Genomic DNA, 19,327 nt, shown 5'->3' on the forward strand with positions numbered 1-19,327 from the left:
CCGAGGGCTAGACTCCTGCCCCTCTGCCGCCGCATGGCCACGCCGCCGTGCGGCGTTCGTCATTCAGCCTTCCTGGAGTCCCGTCCCATGCCCGCGTCCGGCCGCATCCTCAACCCCCTGCTCGCCTCGCGCGTGGTCTCGGCCGACGAGGCCGCCGCCCTGGTGCCGCCGGGTGCCAACATCGGCATGAGCGGCTTCACCGGCGCCGGCTATCCCAAGGCTGTTCCGCAGGCGCTGGCCGCCCGCATCGGCCAGGCCCACGCGCGGGGCGAGTCCTTCCGAATCGGCCTGTGGACCGGCGCCTCGACCGGCCCCGAGCTGGACGGCGCACTGGCCGCGGTCGATGGCATCGAGATGCGGCTGCCCTTCCAGTCCGACCCCACGCTGCGCAAGCTCATCAACAGCGGGCGCATGCACTTCACCGACATGCACCTGAGCCATGTCGCGCCGCAGGCCTGGTTCGGCTTCCTGGGCCGCATCGACACGGCCGTGGTCGAGGTCGCGGGCGTGCTGCCCGACGGCCGCCTCATTCCGTCCTCCTCCATCGGCAACAACAAGACCTGGCTGGACCAGGCCGACCGCATCATCCTGGAAGTCAACAGCTGGTTCAGCGATGGCTTCGAGGGCATGCACGACGTGTATTACGGCACCCGGCTGCCGCCCCACCGCGTGCCCATCCCGCTGGTGGGCGCGGGCGACCGCATCGGCGAGCCCTACCTGCACTGCGACCTGTCGAAGGTGGTCGCCGTGGTCGAGACCCATCAGCCCGACCGCAACACCGCCTTCGCGGCGCCCGACGCCGTGTCGCGCGCCATCGCCGGGCACATCATCGACTTCCTGCAGCACGAGGTGGCCAAGGGCCGCCTACCGGCGCGCACGCTGCTGCCGATCCAGTCGGGCGTGGGCAACGTCGCCAACGCCGTGCTGGCGGGCCTGAACGAAGGCCCTTTCGAAGGCATGTCCGCCTATACCGAGGTGCTGCAGGACGGCATGCTGGCCATGCTCGACAAGGGCACCCTGGCCCAGGCCTCGGCCACGGCGCTGTCGCTGAGCCAGCCCGTGGCCGAGCGCTTCAATGCCGGCGCGGCGGCCTACCGCGACCGCATCGTGCTGCGCCCGCAGGAGATCAGCAACCACCCCGAAGTGATCCGCCGCCTGGGCACCATCGCCATGAACGCGATGATCGAGGCTGACATCTACGGCAACGTCAACTCCACGCACGTGATGGGCTCGTCGATCATGAACGGCATCGGCGGCTCGGGCGACTTCGCGCGCAACGCCTACCTGTCGATCTTCGTCACGCCCTCGGTGGCCAAGGACGGGGCCATCTCCTGCATCGTGCCCTTCGCCTCCCACGTGGACAACACCGAGCACGACGTGCAGGTCATCGTGACCGAGCAGGGCCTGGCCGACCTGCGCGGCCTGTCGCCGCGGCAGCGGGCGCAGTGCATCATCGAGCGCTGCGCCCATCCGGACTACCGGCCGGCGCTGCGCGACTACGTGGCCCGGGCCGCGCTGCACGCCCCCGGCCAGCACACGCCGCACCTGCTGGACGAGGCCTTCTCCTGGCACACGCGCTACCTGCGCGAAGGGCACATGTAGCCTTCGGGCGACTGGCGGGGCGCCCCCGCGAAGCCCCGGCCGTGGGCTCACAGCGCCCGCGTGGCCCGCTCCGGCACGTAGCGGTCCGCCTGCACGTCGGGCGTCACGCCATGGGTGAACACCTCGTCGGTGATCGGCAGGAAGCCCTCGTTCCAGTCCACCCACTGCTGACGCAGCCGCGCGCACACCTCGGGCTGCCGCTCACGCAGGTTGGCGCGCTCGCGCGGGTCGACCGCCACGTCGAAGAGGAACTCGTTGTCGTTGATCTTGAGGTACTTCCAGTCCCCGTCGCGCACGGCGCGCTGGGACTGCGCCTTGTAGCGCCAGTACAGCGTGCGCGGATGCACGGGTGCCTGGCCTTCGAGCACGGGCAGCAGGTTCTCGCCGTCGCTCGGATAGTCGGCATGCGGTGCACCGCCCGCCGCGGCCAGCAAGGTCGGCAGCCAGTCGGCGGTGATGGCCACCTGGTCCTGCACCTGCGGCGCGATGCGGGCCGGCCAGCGCAGCAGCGTGGGCACACGCAGGCCGCCTTCGAGCAGCTCGGTCTTCTGGCCCACCAGCGGCCAGGTCTTGGAGAAGCGCTCGCCGCCGTTGTCGCTGGTGAAGACCACCACGGTGTTCTCCGCCTGCCCCGTCTGCGCCAGCGCTGCCAGCACCTGGCCGATGGCGGCGTCCAGGGCTTCGACGATCTCGCCGTACTTGCGCAGGCTGCCGCCGTCGTAGTGGAACAGGTCGCGCAGCTCGCGCGACACCGCTTCGTCGCCCGGCCCTTCCCAGGGCCAGTGCGGCGCGGTGAAGTGCAGCGACAGGAAGAAGGGCCGGGCCTGGCCGGCCCGGCCGCGCACATGGGCCTCTGCCTCGTCGGCCAGCACCTGGGTGTAGTAGCCCACGCGCTCGACCGGCACCTCGCCTTCCCACAGGTCGGTGGGCACGGCAACGCCGACGCCGGGCTTGTGGGTGAAGTAGTCCACCGCCCCGCCCAGGTTGCCGAAGAAGCGGTCGTAGCCGCTCTTCAGCGGCCCGAAGGCCGGCGGGTGGCCCAGGTGCCACTTGCCGATGAGCGCGGTGTCGTAGCCCTGCGCCTTGAGCAGCGAGGGCAGCGTGGGATGCTCCGGCGGCAGGCCATGCACATGGCCGCTGCGGGCGATGGGCTCTTCGAGCCCGCCGCGCAGCCGGTACTGGTAGCGGCCCGTCATGAGCGCGAAGCGTGTCGCCGAGCACACCGCCGAGTTGGCATAGGCCTGGGTGAAACGCACGCCCTGGCCGGCCAGCGCGTCCAGGTGCGGCGTGGCGAAGTCGGTGGCGCCATAGACGCCGAGGTCCGCCCAGCCCAGGTCGTCGGCCAGGATGAAGAGGATGTTGGGCGCAGAGCGGCTCATCGGGACGCGGTGGTGGCCGCACGCGCACTGGCGGCGCTGGTCGGCGTCCAGAAGCCTTCGAGCTTGAGCTCCTTGAGCGCCTGGTTGACGAAGCGCGCATCGGCCCAGGTCTTGGGGTCGAAGCTCTGGCGCACGATGCCGGCGGCCTTCGCGCCTTCGATCACGTCGTCGAAGTGGGCCACGTAGCCTTCGTCCAGCAGCGGCGAATAGCGGGCCTTGATGTCGGTGCCCTCGAACTCGCTGGAGAAGAGCGGCACCGGCAGCCCGCTGATGTCGGCAAAGCGCTGGAACAGCGCGTCACGCGCGATCGCACCGCTGCTGGCGGCATGCGCCTGCTGCACCAGCACCTTGACGATGCGGGTCAGCGCCTCGGGATGTTGGGTGGCGAAGGCGTCGGTGGCGATCACGGTCGAATGGATGGCGTACAGGTCGCCACGGCCCTTGGTGCTGACCGGGATGTCGGCCGTGCCCGCCAGCTTGAGCAGCTGCAGGTCCGAGCCACCGAAGGTGGCGTCGATGTCCTTGCTCACCAGGGCCGCCTTGGAAGTGGGCCAGTCGAGGTTGGTGAAGCGCACGTCCTTCTCGGTCAGGCCCTCGGCCTTGAGCAGCCGGTCGAAGGGCAACTGGTAGGCGGTGCCGCGCAGCACGGCCACCCGCTTGCCCTTGAGGTCCTTGAAGCCCTGGATGTTGCTGCCCAGCGCCGTGGCCAGGTAGCTGTTGGCGCTGCGGCCGGAGGCGGCCACCAGCCGGGTCTTGAGGCCACTGGCACGGCCGATGACGGCGGCCAGGTCGCCCAGGAACACCACGTCGAGCTGGCCGGTGGCGATGCCCTCGTTGATGGCGGGGCCGGCACCCTTGAAGAACTTCCACTCCACCTGCACGCCGTCCTTGGCGAATTCGGCCTCGATTGCCTTGGCCGCATAGGCCAGCGAAACGGGGCCGGCACCGGCGAAGGACTTGCCCTGGCTGCCCTGCTCGGGCGCGGCCAGGCGGATGACCTTGGGCAGGGCTGCGCCACTCTGGGCATGGGCGAGGGGCCAAGCCGTGGCGGCGAGGGCGAAGGCACCGGCGGCCAGGAAGGGGCGGCGACGGAGGAATGCGGCGGTCATGCGGATGGGAGGAAGGAAGGAGTCGGGAATGCGGAACAGGGCGCTCGCCGGCCGCACGCGGCGCGAGCGCCTGCCGACCGGGCGGCGCGAAGGCTCAGGCGGTGGCCGTGGCCTCGTCGACCACCGCAGCGCGGGTGGTCTGCGTGGTGGGCGCGGTGCCGAAGGCGTTGAAGGTCACGCGCTGCGTCACCCGGCGATGCGGCCAGTAGTCGGTCAGGGCGTAGTGCTGGGTGCTGCGGTTGTCCCACACGGCGATGCCGTGGGGCTCCCACTTGTGCTGATGGACGAACTCGGGCTGCACGATCCATTCGCGCAGGAACTCGAGCAGCCCGCGGCCCTCGCGGAAGTGCACGCCATCGATGTGCTGGGTGAAGTTCTCGTTGACGAACAGCACCTTGCGGCCCGATTCGGGATGCACCTGCACCACCGGCCGCGACACCGGCGGGTACTTGCGCAGCGCATCGGCCACGCCCTGCAGGCCGGCGTACTTTTCCAGCGCCTGGCGCCAGCCGCTGATCTCCCAGGTGTGGGTGGCGGTCAGGCCTTCGAGGTAGGCCTGCAGGCCGGGCGACAGGGCCGCGAAGGCCTTGCTCAGGCTGGCCCACGCCGTATTGCCGCCCTGCGCCGGCAGCTCGGTGATCTGGATGACCGTGCCGTTGGGCGGCTGCGGCAGCCAGCTGAGGTCGCTGTGCCAGATGTTGATCTCGGGCGGGCGCTTCTCGTCGAACTCGATCACCTCGACGAAGGGATGGCCGTCCTTGCGCGGGAAGAAGGCGCCGGGCGCCAGCTCGCCGAAGACGGCGGCCAGTGCCACATGCTGCTCGGGCGTGAGCGGCTGGGCCGGGAAGAACAGCACCTCGAAGTCCAGCAGCGCCTGCTGCAGCTCGCGCCGCACCTCGGGGCCGATGGGCTGCGTCAGGTCCACGCCCTCGATGCGCGCCGCGAAGTTGGGCTGCTGCGGCTGCGGCCGGATGTGGCGGTAGCGCCCGGCGATGTCGACGGGCTCGATGCGGACGGGAAATTTCTGGACGGACATGGACCTCTCCTGTTGACGAAACGAATCAGGCCGCGACGGCGGCCTTGCCCTCCGCCACGGCCTCGGCAGGACCGGCGAACTCGGCCAGCACGGCATCCTTGATCTGCACGAAGGCCAGGTCGGCGCGGCGCCGCGGATGGGGCAGCGGCACCGGCACCACGCGCTGGATGCGCCCGGGCCGCGGCGCCATCACGACCACGCGGTCGCCGAGGAACACGGCCTCTTCCACGTCGTGCGTGACCAGCACGGTGGTGATGCCCTCGGCCTGCCAGATGCGCTGCAGCTCCTGCTGCAGGTGGGCGCGCGTCATGGCGTCGAGCGCGCCGAAAGGCTCGTCCAGCAGCAGCACCTCGGGCCGGCTGACCAGCGCGCGCGCAATGGCCACGCGCTGCGACATGCCGCCCGACAGCTGGTGCGGCCAGGCCCGCTCGAAGCCGCGCAGGCCCACCAGGGCGATGTGGTCGGCCACCTGGCGGGCCTTCTGCGCCTCGGTGAGCGGGGCGTTGATCAGGCCCAGCGCCACGTTGTCCTGCACGGTGAGCCAGGGGAAGAGCCGGTGTTCCTGGAACACGATGCCGCGTTCCAGCCCGGTGCCGGCGATGGGCTTTCCGTCGAGCAGCAGCTGGCCGTCGAAGCCCGCCTCCAGCCCCACGATGAGCCGCAGCAGCGTGGACTTGCCGCAGCCGCTGGTGCCGACGATGCTGACGAATTCGCCGGGTGCGATGTCCAGCGAGATGTCCTGCAGCACCGGCAGCGGCTGGCCCTCGACCTCGTACTGCTTGGAGAGATGGCGGATGGCCAGCGTGCCGGCTTCGGAACGGCTCATGGGGAACCCGGATCGAAGAAGAAGGATGAAATGGGCGCCATCACTGGAAGCGCGCCACGGACTGCCCGCGCCAGGCGAGCAGGCGCCGCTCGATGCGGGTGGCGATCCAGTTCAGCGCGAAGCCGACCAGCCCGACCACCACCACGCCGAAGAGCACCAGGTCCATCTTGAAATGCTCGCGGCCGTCGATCATGGTGTTGCCGATGCCCTGGCCCGAGACCAGCAGGTACTCGGCGCCCAGCGTGGCCAGCCACGCATAGATGAGCGCCAGGTGGATGCCCGCGAAGATCGATGGCGTCGCGCCCGGCAGCACCACGCGCCACAGCAGCTGCCAGCGGGTGAAGCGCAGCACTCGCGCCACCTCCACCAGCTCGCGCGGCACGCTGCGGATGCCTTCGTAGGTGTTGAGCACCACCGGGAAGAAGGCGGCCAGCGACAGGAAGGCGACCTTGGCCGCATCGCCCAGCCCGAACCACACGGAGATCAGCGGAATCCAGGCGAACAGCGAGATCTGCTTGAGCGTGTGGAAGCTTGGGCCCAGCGCGCGCTCTGCCGGCCGCGACAGGCCCAGCAGCAGCCCGAAGACAAGCCCGCCACCGGCGCCGATGGCAAAGCCGGCCAGGTCGCGCCACAGGCTGGCGCCCAGCGCCACGCGCAGCTCGCCGCTGACGGTGTAGTCCACCGCGCGCTGCCACACGGCCTGCGGCGACACCAGCAGGGGCGAATCGATCCAGCGGAACTGCACCGCCGCCCACCAGAGCAGCAGCAGGCCCAGGGGCAGCACCCAGCCGCGCAGCGCGGCCGGTACGGGATGGCGGTCGGCGCGTGCGCCAACGGGGGCTTTGTCGGTCGATCGAGTCATGGCTCAGAACCCCGGGCGACGCCAGCGTGTGAGCCGGGATTCGACGGCCGCCAGCAGCCGGTCGAGCGCAAAGCCCACCGCACCGACCACCACCACGGCCGCCAGCACCACGTCGAGCTGGAACAGCTGCCGTCCATAGACGATCAGGAAGCCGATGCCCTCGCTGGAGGCCAGCAGCTCCACCACCACCAGCGCCAGCCAGGCATGGGTGAAGCCGTAGCGGATGCCGTTCCAGATGGGCGCGAAGGCCGCCGGGAACACCACCTTGGCGAGCAGTTGCCAGCGCGTGAAGCGCAGCACGCGCGCCACCTCGATGTAGCGGGTGGGCACGCCCTCGATGCCCTTGAAGGTGTTGAGCGCCACCGGCACCAGCGCCGCCTTGGCGATGAGCAGCACCTTGAGCGTCTCGTCGATGCCCACCAGCAGCATCAAGAGCGGCAGCCAGCCCAGCACGGGGATCTGGCTGAAGGCCTTGAAGAAGGGATGGACGTAGTCCTTGAAGCGCGGCCACAGACCCATGGCCACGCCCAGCGGCAGACCGATGGCGGTGCCGGCCGCAAAGCCGGCCAGCACGCGGGCCAGGCTCACGCCCAGGTGCGGCCAGAGCTCGCCGGAGCGCACCAGGTCGAGCAGCGTGGCCCAGACCGCGGCCGGGGCCGGCAGCACCTGCGGCGCCACCCAGGCCCGCTCGGCCGCCACCCACCAGAGCAGCAGCACCGCGAGCGGAAAGGGCCAGCCGGCCAGGCGAAGCGCCGCGGCCTTCAGCCGCTGGCGCCATGCCGAAGGCTCGGCCACCGGCCGGGCCGGCAGAGGGAGATGAAGGGCAGGTGTGCTCATCGCAGGCGATGCACGAAACCGGCGCCGCTCAGGCCAGGCCCGAGGCCGCGGCCTCCAGCACCTTGATCGGCTTCGGAATGAGCTTGAGCGCGTAGAACGTGTCGGCGATCTGCTGCTGCTCGGCCAGGATGGCGCGGGTGATGGGCCCGGTGCCGAACTGCACCCGCGCGAAGGTGGTGTCCACCACCGGCTTGGGCAGGCCCCAGATGGCCGCCAGCTCGCCCGAGAAGGCATCGCGGTTGGCGGCGCCCCAGGCGTCGATGCGGGAGATCTCCTCGATCAGCACCTGGGTGACGTCGCGGTTCTTCTCGGCATAGGGCAGCGACGAGAAGTAGTAGGCGCGGTTGCCCACCACGCCCGTGGCGTCGGCCAGGATGCGCCCGCCCAGCGTCTTCTCGGCGGAAGCGAGGAAGGGGTCCCAGATCACCCAGGCGTCGATGGAGCCCTTCTCGAAGGCCGCGCGCGCATCGGCCGGCGGCAGGAAGACCGACTGCACGTCGCCATAGGCCAGGCCGTTCTTTTCGAGCAGCTTGACCAGGAAGTAGTGGACGTTGCTGCCCTTGTTGTAGGCCACGCGTTTGCCCTTGAGGTCGGCCACGCTGCGGATGGGCGAATCCTTGGGCACCAGCACGGCCTCGGACGCGGGCCGCGGCACCGTGGCCGCCACATAGGCCAGCGGTGCGCCGGCGGCCTGGGCAAAGATGGGAGGGGCCTCGCCCACATCGCCGAAGTCGATGGAGCCCACGTTGAGCGCTTCCAGCTGCACCGGGCCGGCCGTGAACTCGGTCCAGCTCACCTTGACGCCCAGCGGCGCCAGCCGCTGCTCCAGCGTGCCACGGGCCTTGAGCAGGCTGAGGATGCCCTTCTGGTTGCCGATGCGCAGCGCGCGCGTTGCGGGCTGGGCGAAGGCGGGTGCGCCCGCGAGGGCCACGCCGCCCGCAGCGGCAGTGCCCACCTGGAGCAGGCGACGGCGGGAAAGTGGAAGCAGGGAAGTCATGTCGGAACAGGCGCTCGCAGCAGGAAAGGGATGCGGATTCTTGGGCCGCCAGACCTGCTTGGGAAACGCGCAGTTCGCAGGTCCTTATTCGCAAAGCGAGCAAGGCGGCGTGGCGCCGAAGAGCCGGCTCCACTCATCGACGGCCTTGCTCGCTGGCCGCATAAGCACAGTCGTTTTCCGCCTTAGACGATTCCCTTGTTAGCAAGCGAGAACTCTGTCGTTCCTGCTTCGAAGGCGCGTCCCTAGAGTCCTGTCCATCGCCACCACGCCGGTGGCACCGACACCGACAGCCCCGCCATGACCGCCCACGCCCTTCTCGACGACGCCCATTCCCTGCTGCAGGACTTCGACATCCGCCCGCTGCCCGGCAGCTTTGCCGCCGAGGTGGTGGGCCTGGACCTCGGCCGGCCGCTGCTCGCCGACGACTTCGACCGCATCCGCCGCGCGCACCTGGCGCACCCCGTGCTCGTCTTCCGCGACCAGCGCATCACGCCGGCCCAGCAGGTGGCCTTCAGCCGCCGCTTCGGGCCGCTGCAGATCCATGTGCAGAAGAAGTTCCAGCTCGCCGGCCATCCCGAGGTGCTGATCGTTTCCAACATCAAGGAGAAGGGCGAGCCCATCGGCCTGGGCGACGCGGGCCACTTCTGGCATTCGGACCTGTCGTACAAGGAAAAGCCCAGCCTGGGTTCACTGCTGCATGCCCAGGTACTGCCGGCCGAAGGCGGCGACACGCTCTTCGCCGACCAGCATGCCGCGTGGGAGACGCTGCCAGAGGCGCTGAAGGACCGCGTCTCCACGTCGCAGGCCGAGCACAGCTACCTGGCCAAGTACGAGGAACTGCGCGCCCGCAGCCCCTGGCGCCCGGCCCTCACGGCCGCGCAGCTGGAAGAGGTCAAGCCCGTGGTGCATCCGGTGGTGCGCACCCATCCCGAGACGGGCCGCAAGGCGCTCTTCGTCAGCGAGCACTTCACGACCCGCATCGTGGGCCTGCCCGAGGACGAGAGCCAGGCCCTGCTGGCCGAGCTGTTCGCGCACAGCACGCAGCCCGCGCTGCAGTACCGCCATCGATGGCAGCCGCACGACATGGTGTTCTGGGACAACCGCTCGGTCACGCACCTGGCGGCCGGCACGCCCGACCACCTGCCGCGCAAGCTGTTCCGCACCACCATCGAGGGCGACCGGCCCTTCTGATCACCCCCCGGCGGCCCAGCGGCCGCCTCCCTCGGGCGACAGGATGGGAAGACGGCCACAGGTCCGTCATCCGCAGAAGTCCCGCGCCCGCCACATCCCGGAGAGGAAGCCCATGAAACCCATCACCCGCCGCCTGGCCGCCCTGCTCACCGCCGGCGGCCTGGCCACCGCCTCGCTGGCCGCCCATGCCGAAGGCCAGATCCGCATCGCCCAGCAGTTCGGCATCGTCTACCTGCTGCTGAACGTGGCGCAGGAGCAGAAGCTCATCGAGAAGCACGCCAAGGCCGCCGGCATCGACGCCAAGGTCGAGTTCCTGCAGCTGTCGGGCGGCTCGGCCGTCAACGACGCGCTGCTGTCGGGCAGCATCGACATTGCCGACGCCGGCGTCGGCCCGCTCTTCACGCTGTGGGATCGCACGAAGGGGCGCCAGAACGTCAAGGGCGTGGCCTCGCTGGGCAACTTCCCCTATTACCTGGTCACCAACAATCCGAACGTGAAGTCCATTGCCGACTTCACCGACAAGGACCGCATCGCGCTGCCGGCCGTCGGCGTGTCGGTGCAATCACGTGTGCTGCAGCTGGCCTCGGCCAAGCTGTGGGGCGACAAGGACTTTGCGCGGCTCGACAGGATCAGCGTCGCGCTGCCGCATCCGGATGCCGCCGCGGCCATCATCAAGGGCGGCACCGAGATCACGGGCCACTTCGGCAACCCGCCCTTTCAGGAGCAGGAGCTGGCCGGCAACCCCAATGCCCGCATCGTGCTCAATTCCTATGACGTGCTCGGCGGCCCGTCGTCGGCCACGGTGCTCTATGCCACCGAGAAGTTCAGAAGCGAGAACCCCAAGACCTACAAGGCCTTCGTCGCCGCGCTGGACGAGGCGGCCCAGTTCATCCGCCGCCAACCCGAGCAGGCGGCCGACATCTACCTCAAGGTCAGTGGCGCCAAGACCGACCGCGCGCTGCTGCTGAAGATCATCAGGAACCCCGAGGTGCAGTTCAAGACCGAGCCGCAGAACACGCTGGCGCTGGGTCAGTTCATGCACCGCGTGGGCGCCATCAAGAACCAGCCGCAGTCGGTGAAGGACTACTTCTTCGACGACGTGCTCAACGCCCAGTCGAACTGACATGGCCGTGCTCCAACGACGCGACCTCCTCAAGGCCGGCGCCGCTGCGGCGCTGGGCCTGGGCGGCGTGGCGGCCCGCGCCGAAGGCCGCATCCGCATCGCGCAGCAGTTCGGCATCGGCTATCTGCTGCTGGACGTGGTGCGCGACCGCAAGCTGATCGAAAAGCACGCCAAGGCACTGGGTGTGCCGGTGGTCGAGGTGGAGTGGTCGTCGATCTCCGGCGCCACGGCCATGAACGAGGCGCTGCTGGCCGGCTCGCTGGACATCGTCTCGGCCGGCGTGCCGCCCATGCTCACGATGTGGGACCGCACCCGCGGTCGCCAGAACGTGAAGGCCGTGGCCGCCCTCGGCGCGTTGCCCAACTACCTGCTGAGCAACAACCCGCAGGTGCGCACGCTGAAGGACCTCGGCCCCAAGGACCGCATCGCGGTGCCGGCGGCGGGCGTGGGCTTCCAGTCGCGCGTGCTGCAGATCGAGGCCGCCCGCCTCTTTGGCCGCGAGAACTTCAAGCGGCTGGACGACATCTCCGTCAGCCTGCCGCATCCGGATGCGACGGCGGCGCTCATCAAGGGCGGCTCGGAGATCAACACCCATTTCTCCAGCGCGCCCTTCTACTACCAGGCCCTGGCCGCCAACCCGGCGGTGCACAAGGTGATCAGCAGCTACGACATCCTGGGCGGGCCCGCCACCTTCAACGTGCTCTACACCACGCAGAAGTACCGCGACGAGAACCGCCTGGTCTACAAGGCCTTCTACAACGCGCTGGTGGAGGCCGAGCAGATCGTGAAGGCCGACAAGGCCGCCGCGGCCGACATCTTCATCCGCGTGCAGAACTCGCGGCTCGACCCGGCCCTGGTGCGCCGCATCGTGCAGGACCCGGAGAACGACTTCACTGTCTCGCCTCAGCGCAGCCAGGTCTATGCCGACGAGCTGTTCAAGCTGGGCGTGCTGCGCAACCAGGCGGCCTCGTGGAAGGACTTCTTCTTCGAGGAAGCCTGGAGCCGGCCGGGCAGTTGATGCCGCCAGCACTGCCCTCCGCCTGCCCGACCGCCCCGTTCCCCCTCCTTCCCTCATCCCCTCTGCCATGACCGCCGCTGCCACAGCCACCCTGCGTGCCGCGCCTTCGCCGGCCGCTGCCGCCCCACCCGTGCCCCGACGCCGGCCCGAACCACCCGCGGTCCACGCGGACGTCGCCGCCACCGCCCTGCTCCAGGTGCAGGGCGTGAGCCTGGAGTACCGCACGCCCGAGCATGTGGTGCGCGCCACGCACCGGGTCAGCTTCGACGTGCACCAGGCCGAGCGCTTCGTGCTGCTGGGACCCTCGGGCTGCGGCAAGAGCACGCTGCTCAAGGCCATCGCCGGTTTTATCCCGCCCGCCGAGGGCGAGATCCACCTGGACGGCCGACGCATCCAGGGCCCCGGCCCGGACCGCATCGTCGTGTTCCAGGAATTCGACCAGCTGCCGCCGTGGAAGACGGTCAAGCAGAACGTGATGTTCCCGCTGCTGGCCTCGCGCACGCTGGGCCGCCGCGAGGCCGAGGAGCGCGCCCTGCACTGGCTGGACCGCGTGGGCCTGGCCCGCTTCGCCGATGTGCATCCGCACCAGCTGTCGGGCGGCATGAAGCAGCGGGTGGCCATCGCCCGCGCCCTGGCCATGCAGCCGCGCGTGCTGCTGATGGACGAGCCCTTCGCTGCCCTGGACGCGCTCACGCGCCGCCGCATGCAGGAAGAACTGCTGGCCCTGTGGGAAGAGCTGCGCTTCACCCTGCTCTTCGTCACGCACTCCATCGAGGAGGCGCTGGTGGTGGGCAGCCGCATCGCGCTGCTGTCGCCGCACCCCGGCCGCATGCGGGCCGAGATCAACAGCCACGGCTTCGACCTGGCCAGCCAGGGCAGCCCCGAGTTCCAGGCCACGGCGCAGCGCATCCACCACCTGCTGTTCGACGCGCCGCCGCACGGCGCCGACGGAGACCCTCCGCAATGAGCGCCATCCTTCCCCCGCTGCCGCCCGTGCGGCCCGAGTACGAACACGCACTCGAACCCTTCACCGCCAGCGCCGTCGAGCGGCCCCTGCCCTGGACCACCCGGCTGTGGCGTCAGGCCTGGCTGCGCAAGGGCCTGATCCTGCTGGCGCTGGCCCTGCTGTGGGAGCTGCTGGCACGCTGGCAGGACAACGACCTGCTGCTGCCCACGGCCAGCGCCACGGCACGTGCGCTGGTCGAGGGACTGGCCAGCGGCGAACTGATCGCCAAGACCGCCATCTCGCTGGGCGTGCTGGTGCAGGGCTACGCGCTGGGCGTGGGCCTGGCCTTCCTGCTCACCTCACTGGCCGTCTCCACCCAGCTGGGCCGCGACCTGCTGGGCACGCTCACCTCGATGTTCAACCCGCTGCCGGCCATCGCCCTGCTGCCGCTGGCGCTGCTGTGGTTCGGCCTGGGCCAGGGCAGCCTGATCTTCGTGCTGGTGCATTCGGTGCTGTGGCCGCTGGCGCTCAACACCTATGCCGGCTTCCAGGCCGTGCCCGAGACGCTGCGCATGGCGGGCCGCAACTACGGCCTGCGGGGCCTGCGCTATGTGCTGCAGATCCTGGTGCCGGCGGCGTTGCCGGCGATCCTCTCGGGCCTGAAGATCGGCTGGGCCTTCGCCTGGCGCACGCTGATCGCGGCGGAGCTGGTGTTCGGCGCCAGCTCGGGCAAGGGCGGGCTTGGCTGGTACATCTTCCAGAACCGCAACGAGCTCTACACCGACCGCGTGTTCGCCGGCCTGGCGCTGGTGGTGATCATCGGGCTGCTGGTGGAAGGGCTGGGCTTCGCCACCCTGGAGCGTCTGACGGTGCGCAAGTGGGGGCAGCAGCGGTGAAGTGAAGGGCACCCCATGCCGACCTGCGCGAAGCCGGCCCAGCCCGGCGCGAAAACCGCCTCATGATCAAGGGTAAACCCTTGTTCTTCGGCAAATAGATAGCTAGCTAACTATATTGGAGGGCATGTCCGATGCCGCCCTCCCCGCTTCCGCCGCCGATCCCGCCGAGCTGCGCAACCTCACCTTCACGCTCAGCCTGCTGCAGCGCGCCTACCGCGCCGCAGCCGACCGGGCGGTGGCGCACCTGGGCATCTCGCAGGCGGCCGGCTGGGCGCTGGTGACCATCGGCCGGCAGGGCGACGGCACCCGGCAGGGCGTCGTCGCCGACCTGCTGGGCATCGAAGGCCCGACGCTGATCCGCACGCTCGACCAGCTGGTGGGCGCCGGCCTGGTGGAGCGCCGCGAGGACCCGACCGACCGCCGCGCCCGGACGCTGCACCTGACCGAGGCGGGCGCCGCCATCCAGGCCCGCATCGAGGAAGCGCTCAACGCCCTGCGCACCGAGCTGTTCCAGGACATCCCCGCCGAGGACGTGCGCGCCTGCCTGCGCGTGTTCGGCACGCTCTGGACCCGCCTGGGCAAGGCCGACCGCGGCGGTGCCGCCTCAGAGTCCTGACATGCGCCTGCCCCGCCAATTGCCGCGCTTCAGCGCGGCCGAGCTGCTTTTTTCCGCGAAATGCTTCGCCGCGGCCATGCTGGCCATGACCGTGGCCAGTTGGGCCGGCCTGCCCCGGCCCTTCTGGGCGCTGATGACCACCTACATCGTGGCCAATCCGCTGGCCGGCGCGGTGCGCTCCAAGGCGGTGTTCCGCCTGCTCGGCACGCTGCTGGGCTGCGCAGCCACGCTGCTGCTGGTGCCGGCCCTGGTCGATGCGCCCGAGCTGCTCACGCTGGCGCTGGCCCTGTGGGTGGCGCTGTGTCTGTTCGTCTCGCTGCTCGACCGCACGCCGCGCTCCTATCTCTTCATGCTGGCTGGCTATTCGGCGGCGCTGATCGGCTTTCCGTCGGTGGGCGCGCCGCTGGGCGTGTTCGACACGGCCTCGGCCCGGGTGCAGGAGATCGCCATCGGCATCGTCTGCGGCACGCTGGTGCACAGCCTGGTGTGGCCGGTGAGCATGGCGCCCACGCTGGTCGGGCTGATGGACCGCACGCTGGCCGATGCGGGCGCCTGGCTGCGCGGCATGGTGCAGGCCGCGCCGAATGCCGCCGCCGGCCGGCAGGCCGCGCGCCGCAAGCTGGCCGGCGACATCTCGCAACTGCGCGTGATGGCCACGCATGTGCCCTTCGACACCAGCCACCTCAAGTGGACGGCGTCCGCCGTGCGGGCCCTGCAGCACGAGGTGGCGGCGCTCACGCCCTTCGCCTCGGCCGTGGACGACCGGCTGCAGGCCCTGCGCGACGCCGACGGCCGGCTGCCTGCCGATGTGGAACGCACCGTGGGCGAGGTGCTCGCCCGCCTGGCCGACAGCGGCCGCACCGCGCCCGGCAGCGCGCCCACGCCCCTGTCCGACACCGCCTTGGCCGAACTCCACACCACCGCCCGGAGCCTGGGCGACACCACGCCCCAGGCCGATGCCTGGACGCTGGCCCTGCGCACCGGCCTGGCCGTGCGGCTGGAAGCCCTGATCGACGCCTGGGCCGCCTGCGTGCAGTTGCGCCAGCAGATCGACGCCGGCCTGGCCGGCCGCCCGGTGCCGCTGCCTGCGACCACCGGCCGCGCCGCACCGGCGGCGCGCGACGTGCTGCACCGCGACGTGGGCATGGCCGCCTGGTCCGCGCTGGCGGCGGCGCTGGCCATCTGCCTGTGCTCCGCCTTCTGGATCTTCACCGGCTGGCCCGGCGGCTCCGCGATGGCCATGATGGCGGCCGTCTTCTGCTCCTTCTTCGCGGGCATGGACGACCCGGCGCCCTCGATCTACGCCTTCCTGAAGGTGCTGCTGCTGTCGCTGCCGCTGGCGGCCCTGTACGTGCTGGTGCTGATGCCCCTGGTGGTGGACCTGCCCACGCTGGCCCTGGTGTGCGCCCCGGCCTTCCTGGTGCTGGGCGTCTACCTGGGCCGGCCGGCCACCTTCATGAAGGCGATGGCGCTGCTGCTGTCGGGCGTGATCGGAACGCTCTCGCTGCACGACACCGGCCAGGCCGACTTCGCCAGCTTCGTCAACGCCATGATCGGCCAGGTGCTGGGCGTGGCCGCGGCGGCCGTGGTGACGGCGCTGGTGCGTTCGGTGAGCGCCGACTGGGGCGCACGCCGCATCCAGCGCATGACCTGGCGCGAACTGGGCCGCCTGCCGCGACAGGCCGACGACGCGCAGGCCCGCCTGCATGCAGCACGCGTGCTCGACCGCATCGGCCTGCTGGCGCCGCGCATCGCGCAGGCCGGCGGCACGGTGGACGGCGTGAATGCCGACGACGCGCTGGTGGACCTGCGAATCGGCACCGACCTGCATGCCCTGCGCCGCCATGCCGCGCTGCTGCCGGGCCGGCTGGGGCCGGACATCCTGGCGCAGGTGGCGCGGCTGTTCCGCGAGCATCCCGCCGGCCTGACCACCGGCCAGGCCGCGCAGGACCGCCCGGCCCTGGCCCGGCGCATCGACGAAGGCCTGCAGGCGCTGCTGCGTTCCGGCACGCCGCCCCCCGCTCCAGACCTGGCAGCCGATGCCACCGACGGGCGCCGCGAGCTGCTGGCCGCCCTCGTCGGCCTGCGCCGCAACCTCTATCCCACGCGGCCCTGGCCGGCCGCGCCTTCAACCCTCCAGGAGGCCCACGCATGACCGGCGAAGCCACGTTCTATGGCGTCTACGTCCCCTGGCTGCTGGTGCTGGCCGTGGTGGCCTGGGGCCTGTGCTGGGGCGCGCGCCGCCTGCTCGGCGCCCTGGGCGTCTACCGCTGGGTCTGGCATGCCGCCCTGTTCGACACCGCGCTCTATGTGCTGATCCTCTTCCTGCTGAGCCGACTGACGGCCGCCCAAGGATTCCTCTCATGACAACGACTGCAACGACAACGACGACACGGAGCCGCGCGCTGGCGGCCCAGTCCGCCCGGGTGCTGCTGACCCTGGGCATGGTGGCCCTGGCCGTCTGGGCTGGCCTGCGCCTGTGGGACCACTACGAACTCGCGCCCTGGACGCGCGACGGCCGCGTGCGCGCCAACGTCGTGCAGGTGGCGCCCGACGTGTCGGGCCTGGTGAGTGCCGTGCGCGTGCAGGACAACCAGGCCGTCAAGGCGGGCGAGGTGCTGTTCGAGATCGACCCGGCGCGCTTTGCCCTCGCCGTGCAGCAGGCGCGCGTGGGCGTGCAGTCGGCGCAGGTGAGCCTGGCGCAGGCCCGCCGCGAGGACGCCCGCAACGCCAGCCTGTCCGACCTGGTGCCGCGCGAGCTGCGCGAGCAGTCCCGCGCCCGGGTGGACGCTGCGGCCGCCACCCTGGCACGCGCCGAGGTCGAGCTGCACACGGCCGAGCTCAACCTGCAGCGCGCCACGGTGCGGGCGCCGGTCGATGGCTGGGTCACCAACCTGGAGCTGCGCACCGGTGCCTATGCCGCCGCCGGCCGCGGCGCCATGGCCGTGGTGGACCGCGGCTCCTTCTACGTCGAAGGCTATTTCGAGGAGACCAAGCTGGCCCGCATCCACCCCGGCGACGCGGTGCGCGTGACGCCCATGGGCAGCCGCGTGCCGCTGGCCGGCCGGGTGCAGAGCATTGCCGCCGGCATCGCCGACCGCGACCGCTCCACCGGCGCCAACCTGCTGCCCAGCGTCAACCCCACCTTCAACTGGGTGCGGCTGGCGCAGCGCGTGCCGGTGCGGGTGCAGCTGGACGCGCAGCCGGACGCCACGGGCCTGGTGGCGGGCCAGACCGTGCTGGTCGAGGTGGTGGCGCAGGGCGATGCCGCGGCGGCGCACGGCACGGCGTCCCCCGCGCGCGAACACGCCCCTGCGGCCGACGCCGGGGCCGCCCTGGCCGCCCCGCAGGACCAGGGCCATGCCGGGCCGGCCACGACGGGCCACGGCGATCGCGCCCAAGGGGGCCGGGCATGACCCGGCGCCCCGACCGTACGGCCGCCGCCTTCGGCCGACGCGCACCCGCCCTGCTGGGTGCGCTGCTGCTGGCCGGCTGCGGCAGCTTGGCCGTGGGCCCCGACTACCAGGTGCCGCCACAGGCCGCGGTGCAAAACCCAGCTGCGGCCCAGCCTTTCCGCGAAGCACAGGCCCCGGGCGCCCAGGCCGCCGCCACGGCCGAGCCGTTGCCGGCACGCTGGTGGCACCTGTTCCGCGATCCGACGCTCGACACGCTGGTGCAGGAAGCGCTCGCGCACAACACCGACCTGCGCGTGGCCGCCGCCAACCTGGAACGCCAGCAGGCCACCCTGGCGCAGGTGCGCGCCGAGGAGCAGCCGCAGCTGTCGGTGTCCGGCGGTCCGGCCTTCGGCCATGTCTCGGGCCTGTCGGAGCTGGCGCCCGGTGTCAGCCCGCCCGACCAGTTCGCCTACAGCCTGGGCGCGGGCCTGTCGTACCAGGTCGACGTGGTCGGCGAGCTGCGCCGCGCGGCCGAGGCGGCGCACGCCGACACCGCGGCCGCCGCAGCCGCGGTGGACCTGGCCCGCGTCAATGCCGCGGCCGGTACCGCGCGCGCCTATGCGACCGCCTGCGCCACCGGCCAGCAGCTGAAGGTGGCCGAGCACTCCGTCGCCCTGCAGAAGGAACAGCTGGCCGTGGTGCAGCGGCTGCACGACGCCGGTCGTGCGGGCGCCACCGACCTCGCCCGCTCGCGCGCGCTGCTGGCCCAGCTGCAGGCCGCCCCGCCTGCGCTGCGCGCGCAGCGCCAGGCCGCGCTCTACCAGCTGGCCGCCTGGCTGGGCCGCACGCCCGGTGCGCTGCCGGCCGAGGTGCAGCAATGCGCCACCGTGCCCCAGGTGGCCGGCGCGCTGCCGGTGGGCGACGGCGCGGCCTTGCTGCGCCGCCGGCCCGACATCCGGCGCAGCGAACGGCAGCTGGCCGCCGCCACGGCCCGCATCGGCGTGGCCACGGCCCAGCTCTATCCCAAGGTGTCGCTGGGCCTGTCGGCCAGCTCGTCCGGTCCGGCCAACGACTTCCTGGGCCGGGACACCTTCGCCTGGAACATCGGCCCGCTGATCCGCTGGAGCCTGCCCCACACCGGCGCCGCGCGCGCCCGCATCGCCGGGGCCAAGGCCTCGGCCCGGATGGCGCTGGCGAGCTTCGACGGCACCGTGCTGCAAGCGCTGCGCGAAACCGAGACCGCCCTCTCCACCTACCGGCAGGAGCTGGTCGGCGTAGAGGCGCTCCAGCGGGCGCGCGACGACAGCGCGCAGGTCGCCAGTCAGGCACAGCGCCTGTACGTGGGCGGGCGCAGCGCCTACCTGGACACGCTGGACGCCCAGCGCTCGCTGGCCAGTGCCGAGGCCAGCCTGGCCGCCGCGCAGACGCGCGTGGCGCAGGAGCAGGTCGCCGTCTTCATGGCGCTGGGCGGTGGCTGGGAGTGAGCCGACCGGC

At 71.3% G+C, this 19,327-nt stretch carries 18 protein-coding genes; 11 read left to right on the forward strand and 7 right to left on the reverse strand.

Going from position 1 to position 19,327, the window contains the following annotated elements; genetic code table 11:
* The first annotated feature begins 87 nt into the window (after positions 1 to 87).
* Positions 88 to 1,602: an acetyl-CoA hydrolase/transferase family protein gene (locus L0984_RS18425; RefSeq protein ID WP_234195232.1), complete on the forward strand. Its 1,515-nt coding sequence runs from the start codon at positions 88 to 90 to the stop codon at positions 1,600 to 1,602.
* A gap of 47 nt (positions 1,603 to 1,649) precedes the next feature.
* On the opposite strand, the gene L0984_RS18430 is transcribed toward L0984_RS18425, so the two are convergent.
* The 7 genes from L0984_RS18430 to L0984_RS18460 all read right to left on the reverse strand — a co-directional run bounded on the left by L0984_RS18430 (position 1,650) and on the right by L0984_RS18460 (position 8,648).
* Positions 1,650 to 2,981 (reverse strand): sulfatase family protein, encoded by a 1,332-nt coding sequence (locus L0984_RS18430; protein WP_234195233.1) that lies wholly within the window; start codon positions 2,979 to 2,981, stop codon positions 1,650 to 1,652.
* Positions 2,978 to 4,090 carry an ABC transporter substrate-binding protein gene (locus L0984_RS18435; RefSeq protein ID WP_234195234.1) on the reverse strand — a complete coding sequence of 371 codons (1,113 nt, stop codon included), beginning with the start codon at positions 4,088 to 4,090 and terminating at the stop codon, positions 2,978 to 2,980. Before L0984_RS18435 ends, L0984_RS18430 begins: the two co-directional genes overlap by 4 nt.
* Positions 4,091 to 4,184: 94 nt before the next feature.
* Positions 4,185 to 5,126, reverse strand: coding sequence for a TauD/TfdA dioxygenase family protein (locus tag L0984_RS18440; RefSeq protein WP_234195235.1), 942 nt, complete (start codon positions 5,124 to 5,126; stop codon positions 4,185 to 4,187).
* Between the two features lie 25 nt (positions 5,127 to 5,151).
* The gene (locus tag L0984_RS18445; protein WP_234195236.1) at positions 5,152 to 5,952 is read right to left on the reverse strand and encodes an ABC transporter ATP-binding protein; all 801 of its coding nucleotides are present in this window, start codon (positions 5,950 to 5,952) and stop codon (positions 5,152 to 5,154) included.
* A 40-nt stretch (positions 5,953 to 5,992) separates the two neighbouring features.
* Complete coding sequence (locus tag L0984_RS18450; protein ID WP_234195237.1) at positions 5,993 to 6,814, reverse strand: ABC transporter permease; 822 nt, start codon at positions 6,812 to 6,814, stop codon at positions 5,993 to 5,995.
* Positions 6,815 to 6,817: 3 nt separating this feature from the next.
* Positions 6,818 to 7,651, reverse strand: a complete 834-nt coding sequence (locus tag L0984_RS18455) for an ABC transporter permease (RefSeq protein WP_234195238.1) — start codon at positions 7,649 to 7,651, stop codon at positions 6,818 to 6,820.
* A 28-nt stretch (positions 7,652 to 7,679) separates the two neighbouring features.
* Entirely contained in the window at positions 7,680 to 8,648 is a 969-nt protein-coding gene (locus L0984_RS18460; protein ID WP_234195240.1) for a sulfonate ABC transporter substrate-binding protein, read from the reverse strand.
* A 297-nt stretch (positions 8,649 to 8,945) separates the two neighbouring features.
* On the opposite strand from L0984_RS18460, the gene L0984_RS18465 reads away from it, so the two are divergent.
* From L0984_RS18465 to L0984_RS18510, 10 genes are all read left to right on the forward strand, one after another.
* Complete coding sequence (locus L0984_RS18465; RefSeq protein ID WP_234195242.1) at positions 8,946 to 9,839, forward strand: TauD/TfdA dioxygenase family protein; 894 nt, start codon at positions 8,946 to 8,948, stop codon at positions 9,837 to 9,839.
* Positions 9,840 to 9,951: 112 nt separating this feature from the next.
* A complete protein-coding gene (locus L0984_RS18470; protein WP_234195243.1) occupies positions 9,952 to 10,962 on the forward strand; it encodes an ABC transporter substrate-binding protein in 1,011 nt (336 codons plus the stop codon).
* A gap of 1 nt (position 10,963) precedes the next feature.
* On the forward strand, positions 10,964 to 11,980 hold the full coding sequence (locus tag L0984_RS18475) for an ABC transporter substrate-binding protein (RefSeq protein ID WP_234195245.1): 1,017 nt from the start codon (positions 10,964 to 10,966) through the stop codon (positions 11,978 to 11,980).
* Between the two features lie 67 nt (positions 11,981 to 12,047).
* Entirely contained in the window at positions 12,048 to 12,947 is a 900-nt protein-coding gene (locus tag L0984_RS18480; RefSeq protein WP_234195246.1) for an ABC transporter ATP-binding protein, read from the forward strand.
* The gene (locus tag L0984_RS18485) at positions 12,944 to 13,822 is read left to right on the forward strand and encodes an ABC transporter permease (RefSeq protein WP_234195247.1); all 879 of its coding nucleotides are present in this window, start codon (positions 12,944 to 12,946) and stop codon (positions 13,820 to 13,822) included. The genes L0984_RS18480 and L0984_RS18485 overlap by 4 nt, the downstream gene beginning before the upstream one ends.
* Before the next feature lie 124 nt (positions 13,823 to 13,946).
* On the forward strand, positions 13,947 to 14,438 hold the full coding sequence (locus tag L0984_RS18490; RefSeq protein ID WP_234195248.1) for a MarR family winged helix-turn-helix transcriptional regulator: 492 nt from the start codon (positions 13,947 to 13,949) through the stop codon (positions 14,436 to 14,438).
* A gap of 1 nt (position 14,439) precedes the next feature.
* Entirely contained in the window at positions 14,440 to 16,593 is a 2,154-nt protein-coding gene (locus tag L0984_RS18495) for an FUSC family protein (protein ID WP_234195249.1), read from the forward strand.
* The gene (locus L0984_RS18500; protein ID WP_017759557.1) at positions 16,590 to 16,805 is read left to right on the forward strand and encodes a DUF1656 domain-containing protein; all 216 of its coding nucleotides are present in this window, start codon (positions 16,590 to 16,592) and stop codon (positions 16,803 to 16,805) included. The genes L0984_RS18495 and L0984_RS18500 overlap by 4 nt, the downstream gene beginning before the upstream one ends.
* Complete coding sequence (locus L0984_RS18505) at positions 16,802 to 17,854, forward strand: efflux RND transporter periplasmic adaptor subunit (RefSeq protein WP_234195250.1); 1,053 nt, start codon at positions 16,802 to 16,804, stop codon at positions 17,852 to 17,854. The genes L0984_RS18500 and L0984_RS18505 overlap by 4 nt, the downstream gene beginning before the upstream one ends.
* Entirely contained in the window at positions 17,851 to 19,317 is a 1,467-nt protein-coding gene (locus L0984_RS18510) for an efflux transporter outer membrane subunit (RefSeq protein ID WP_234195251.1), read from the forward strand. Before L0984_RS18505 ends, L0984_RS18510 begins: the two co-directional genes overlap by 4 nt.
* Positions 19,318 to 19,327 lie beyond the last annotated feature (10 nt).

The sequence above is a fragment of the Pseudacidovorax sp. NFM-22 genome (genome assembly GCF_021401245.1).
GTDB lineage: Bacteria > Pseudomonadota > Gammaproteobacteria > Burkholderiales > Burkholderiaceae_C > Xenophilus.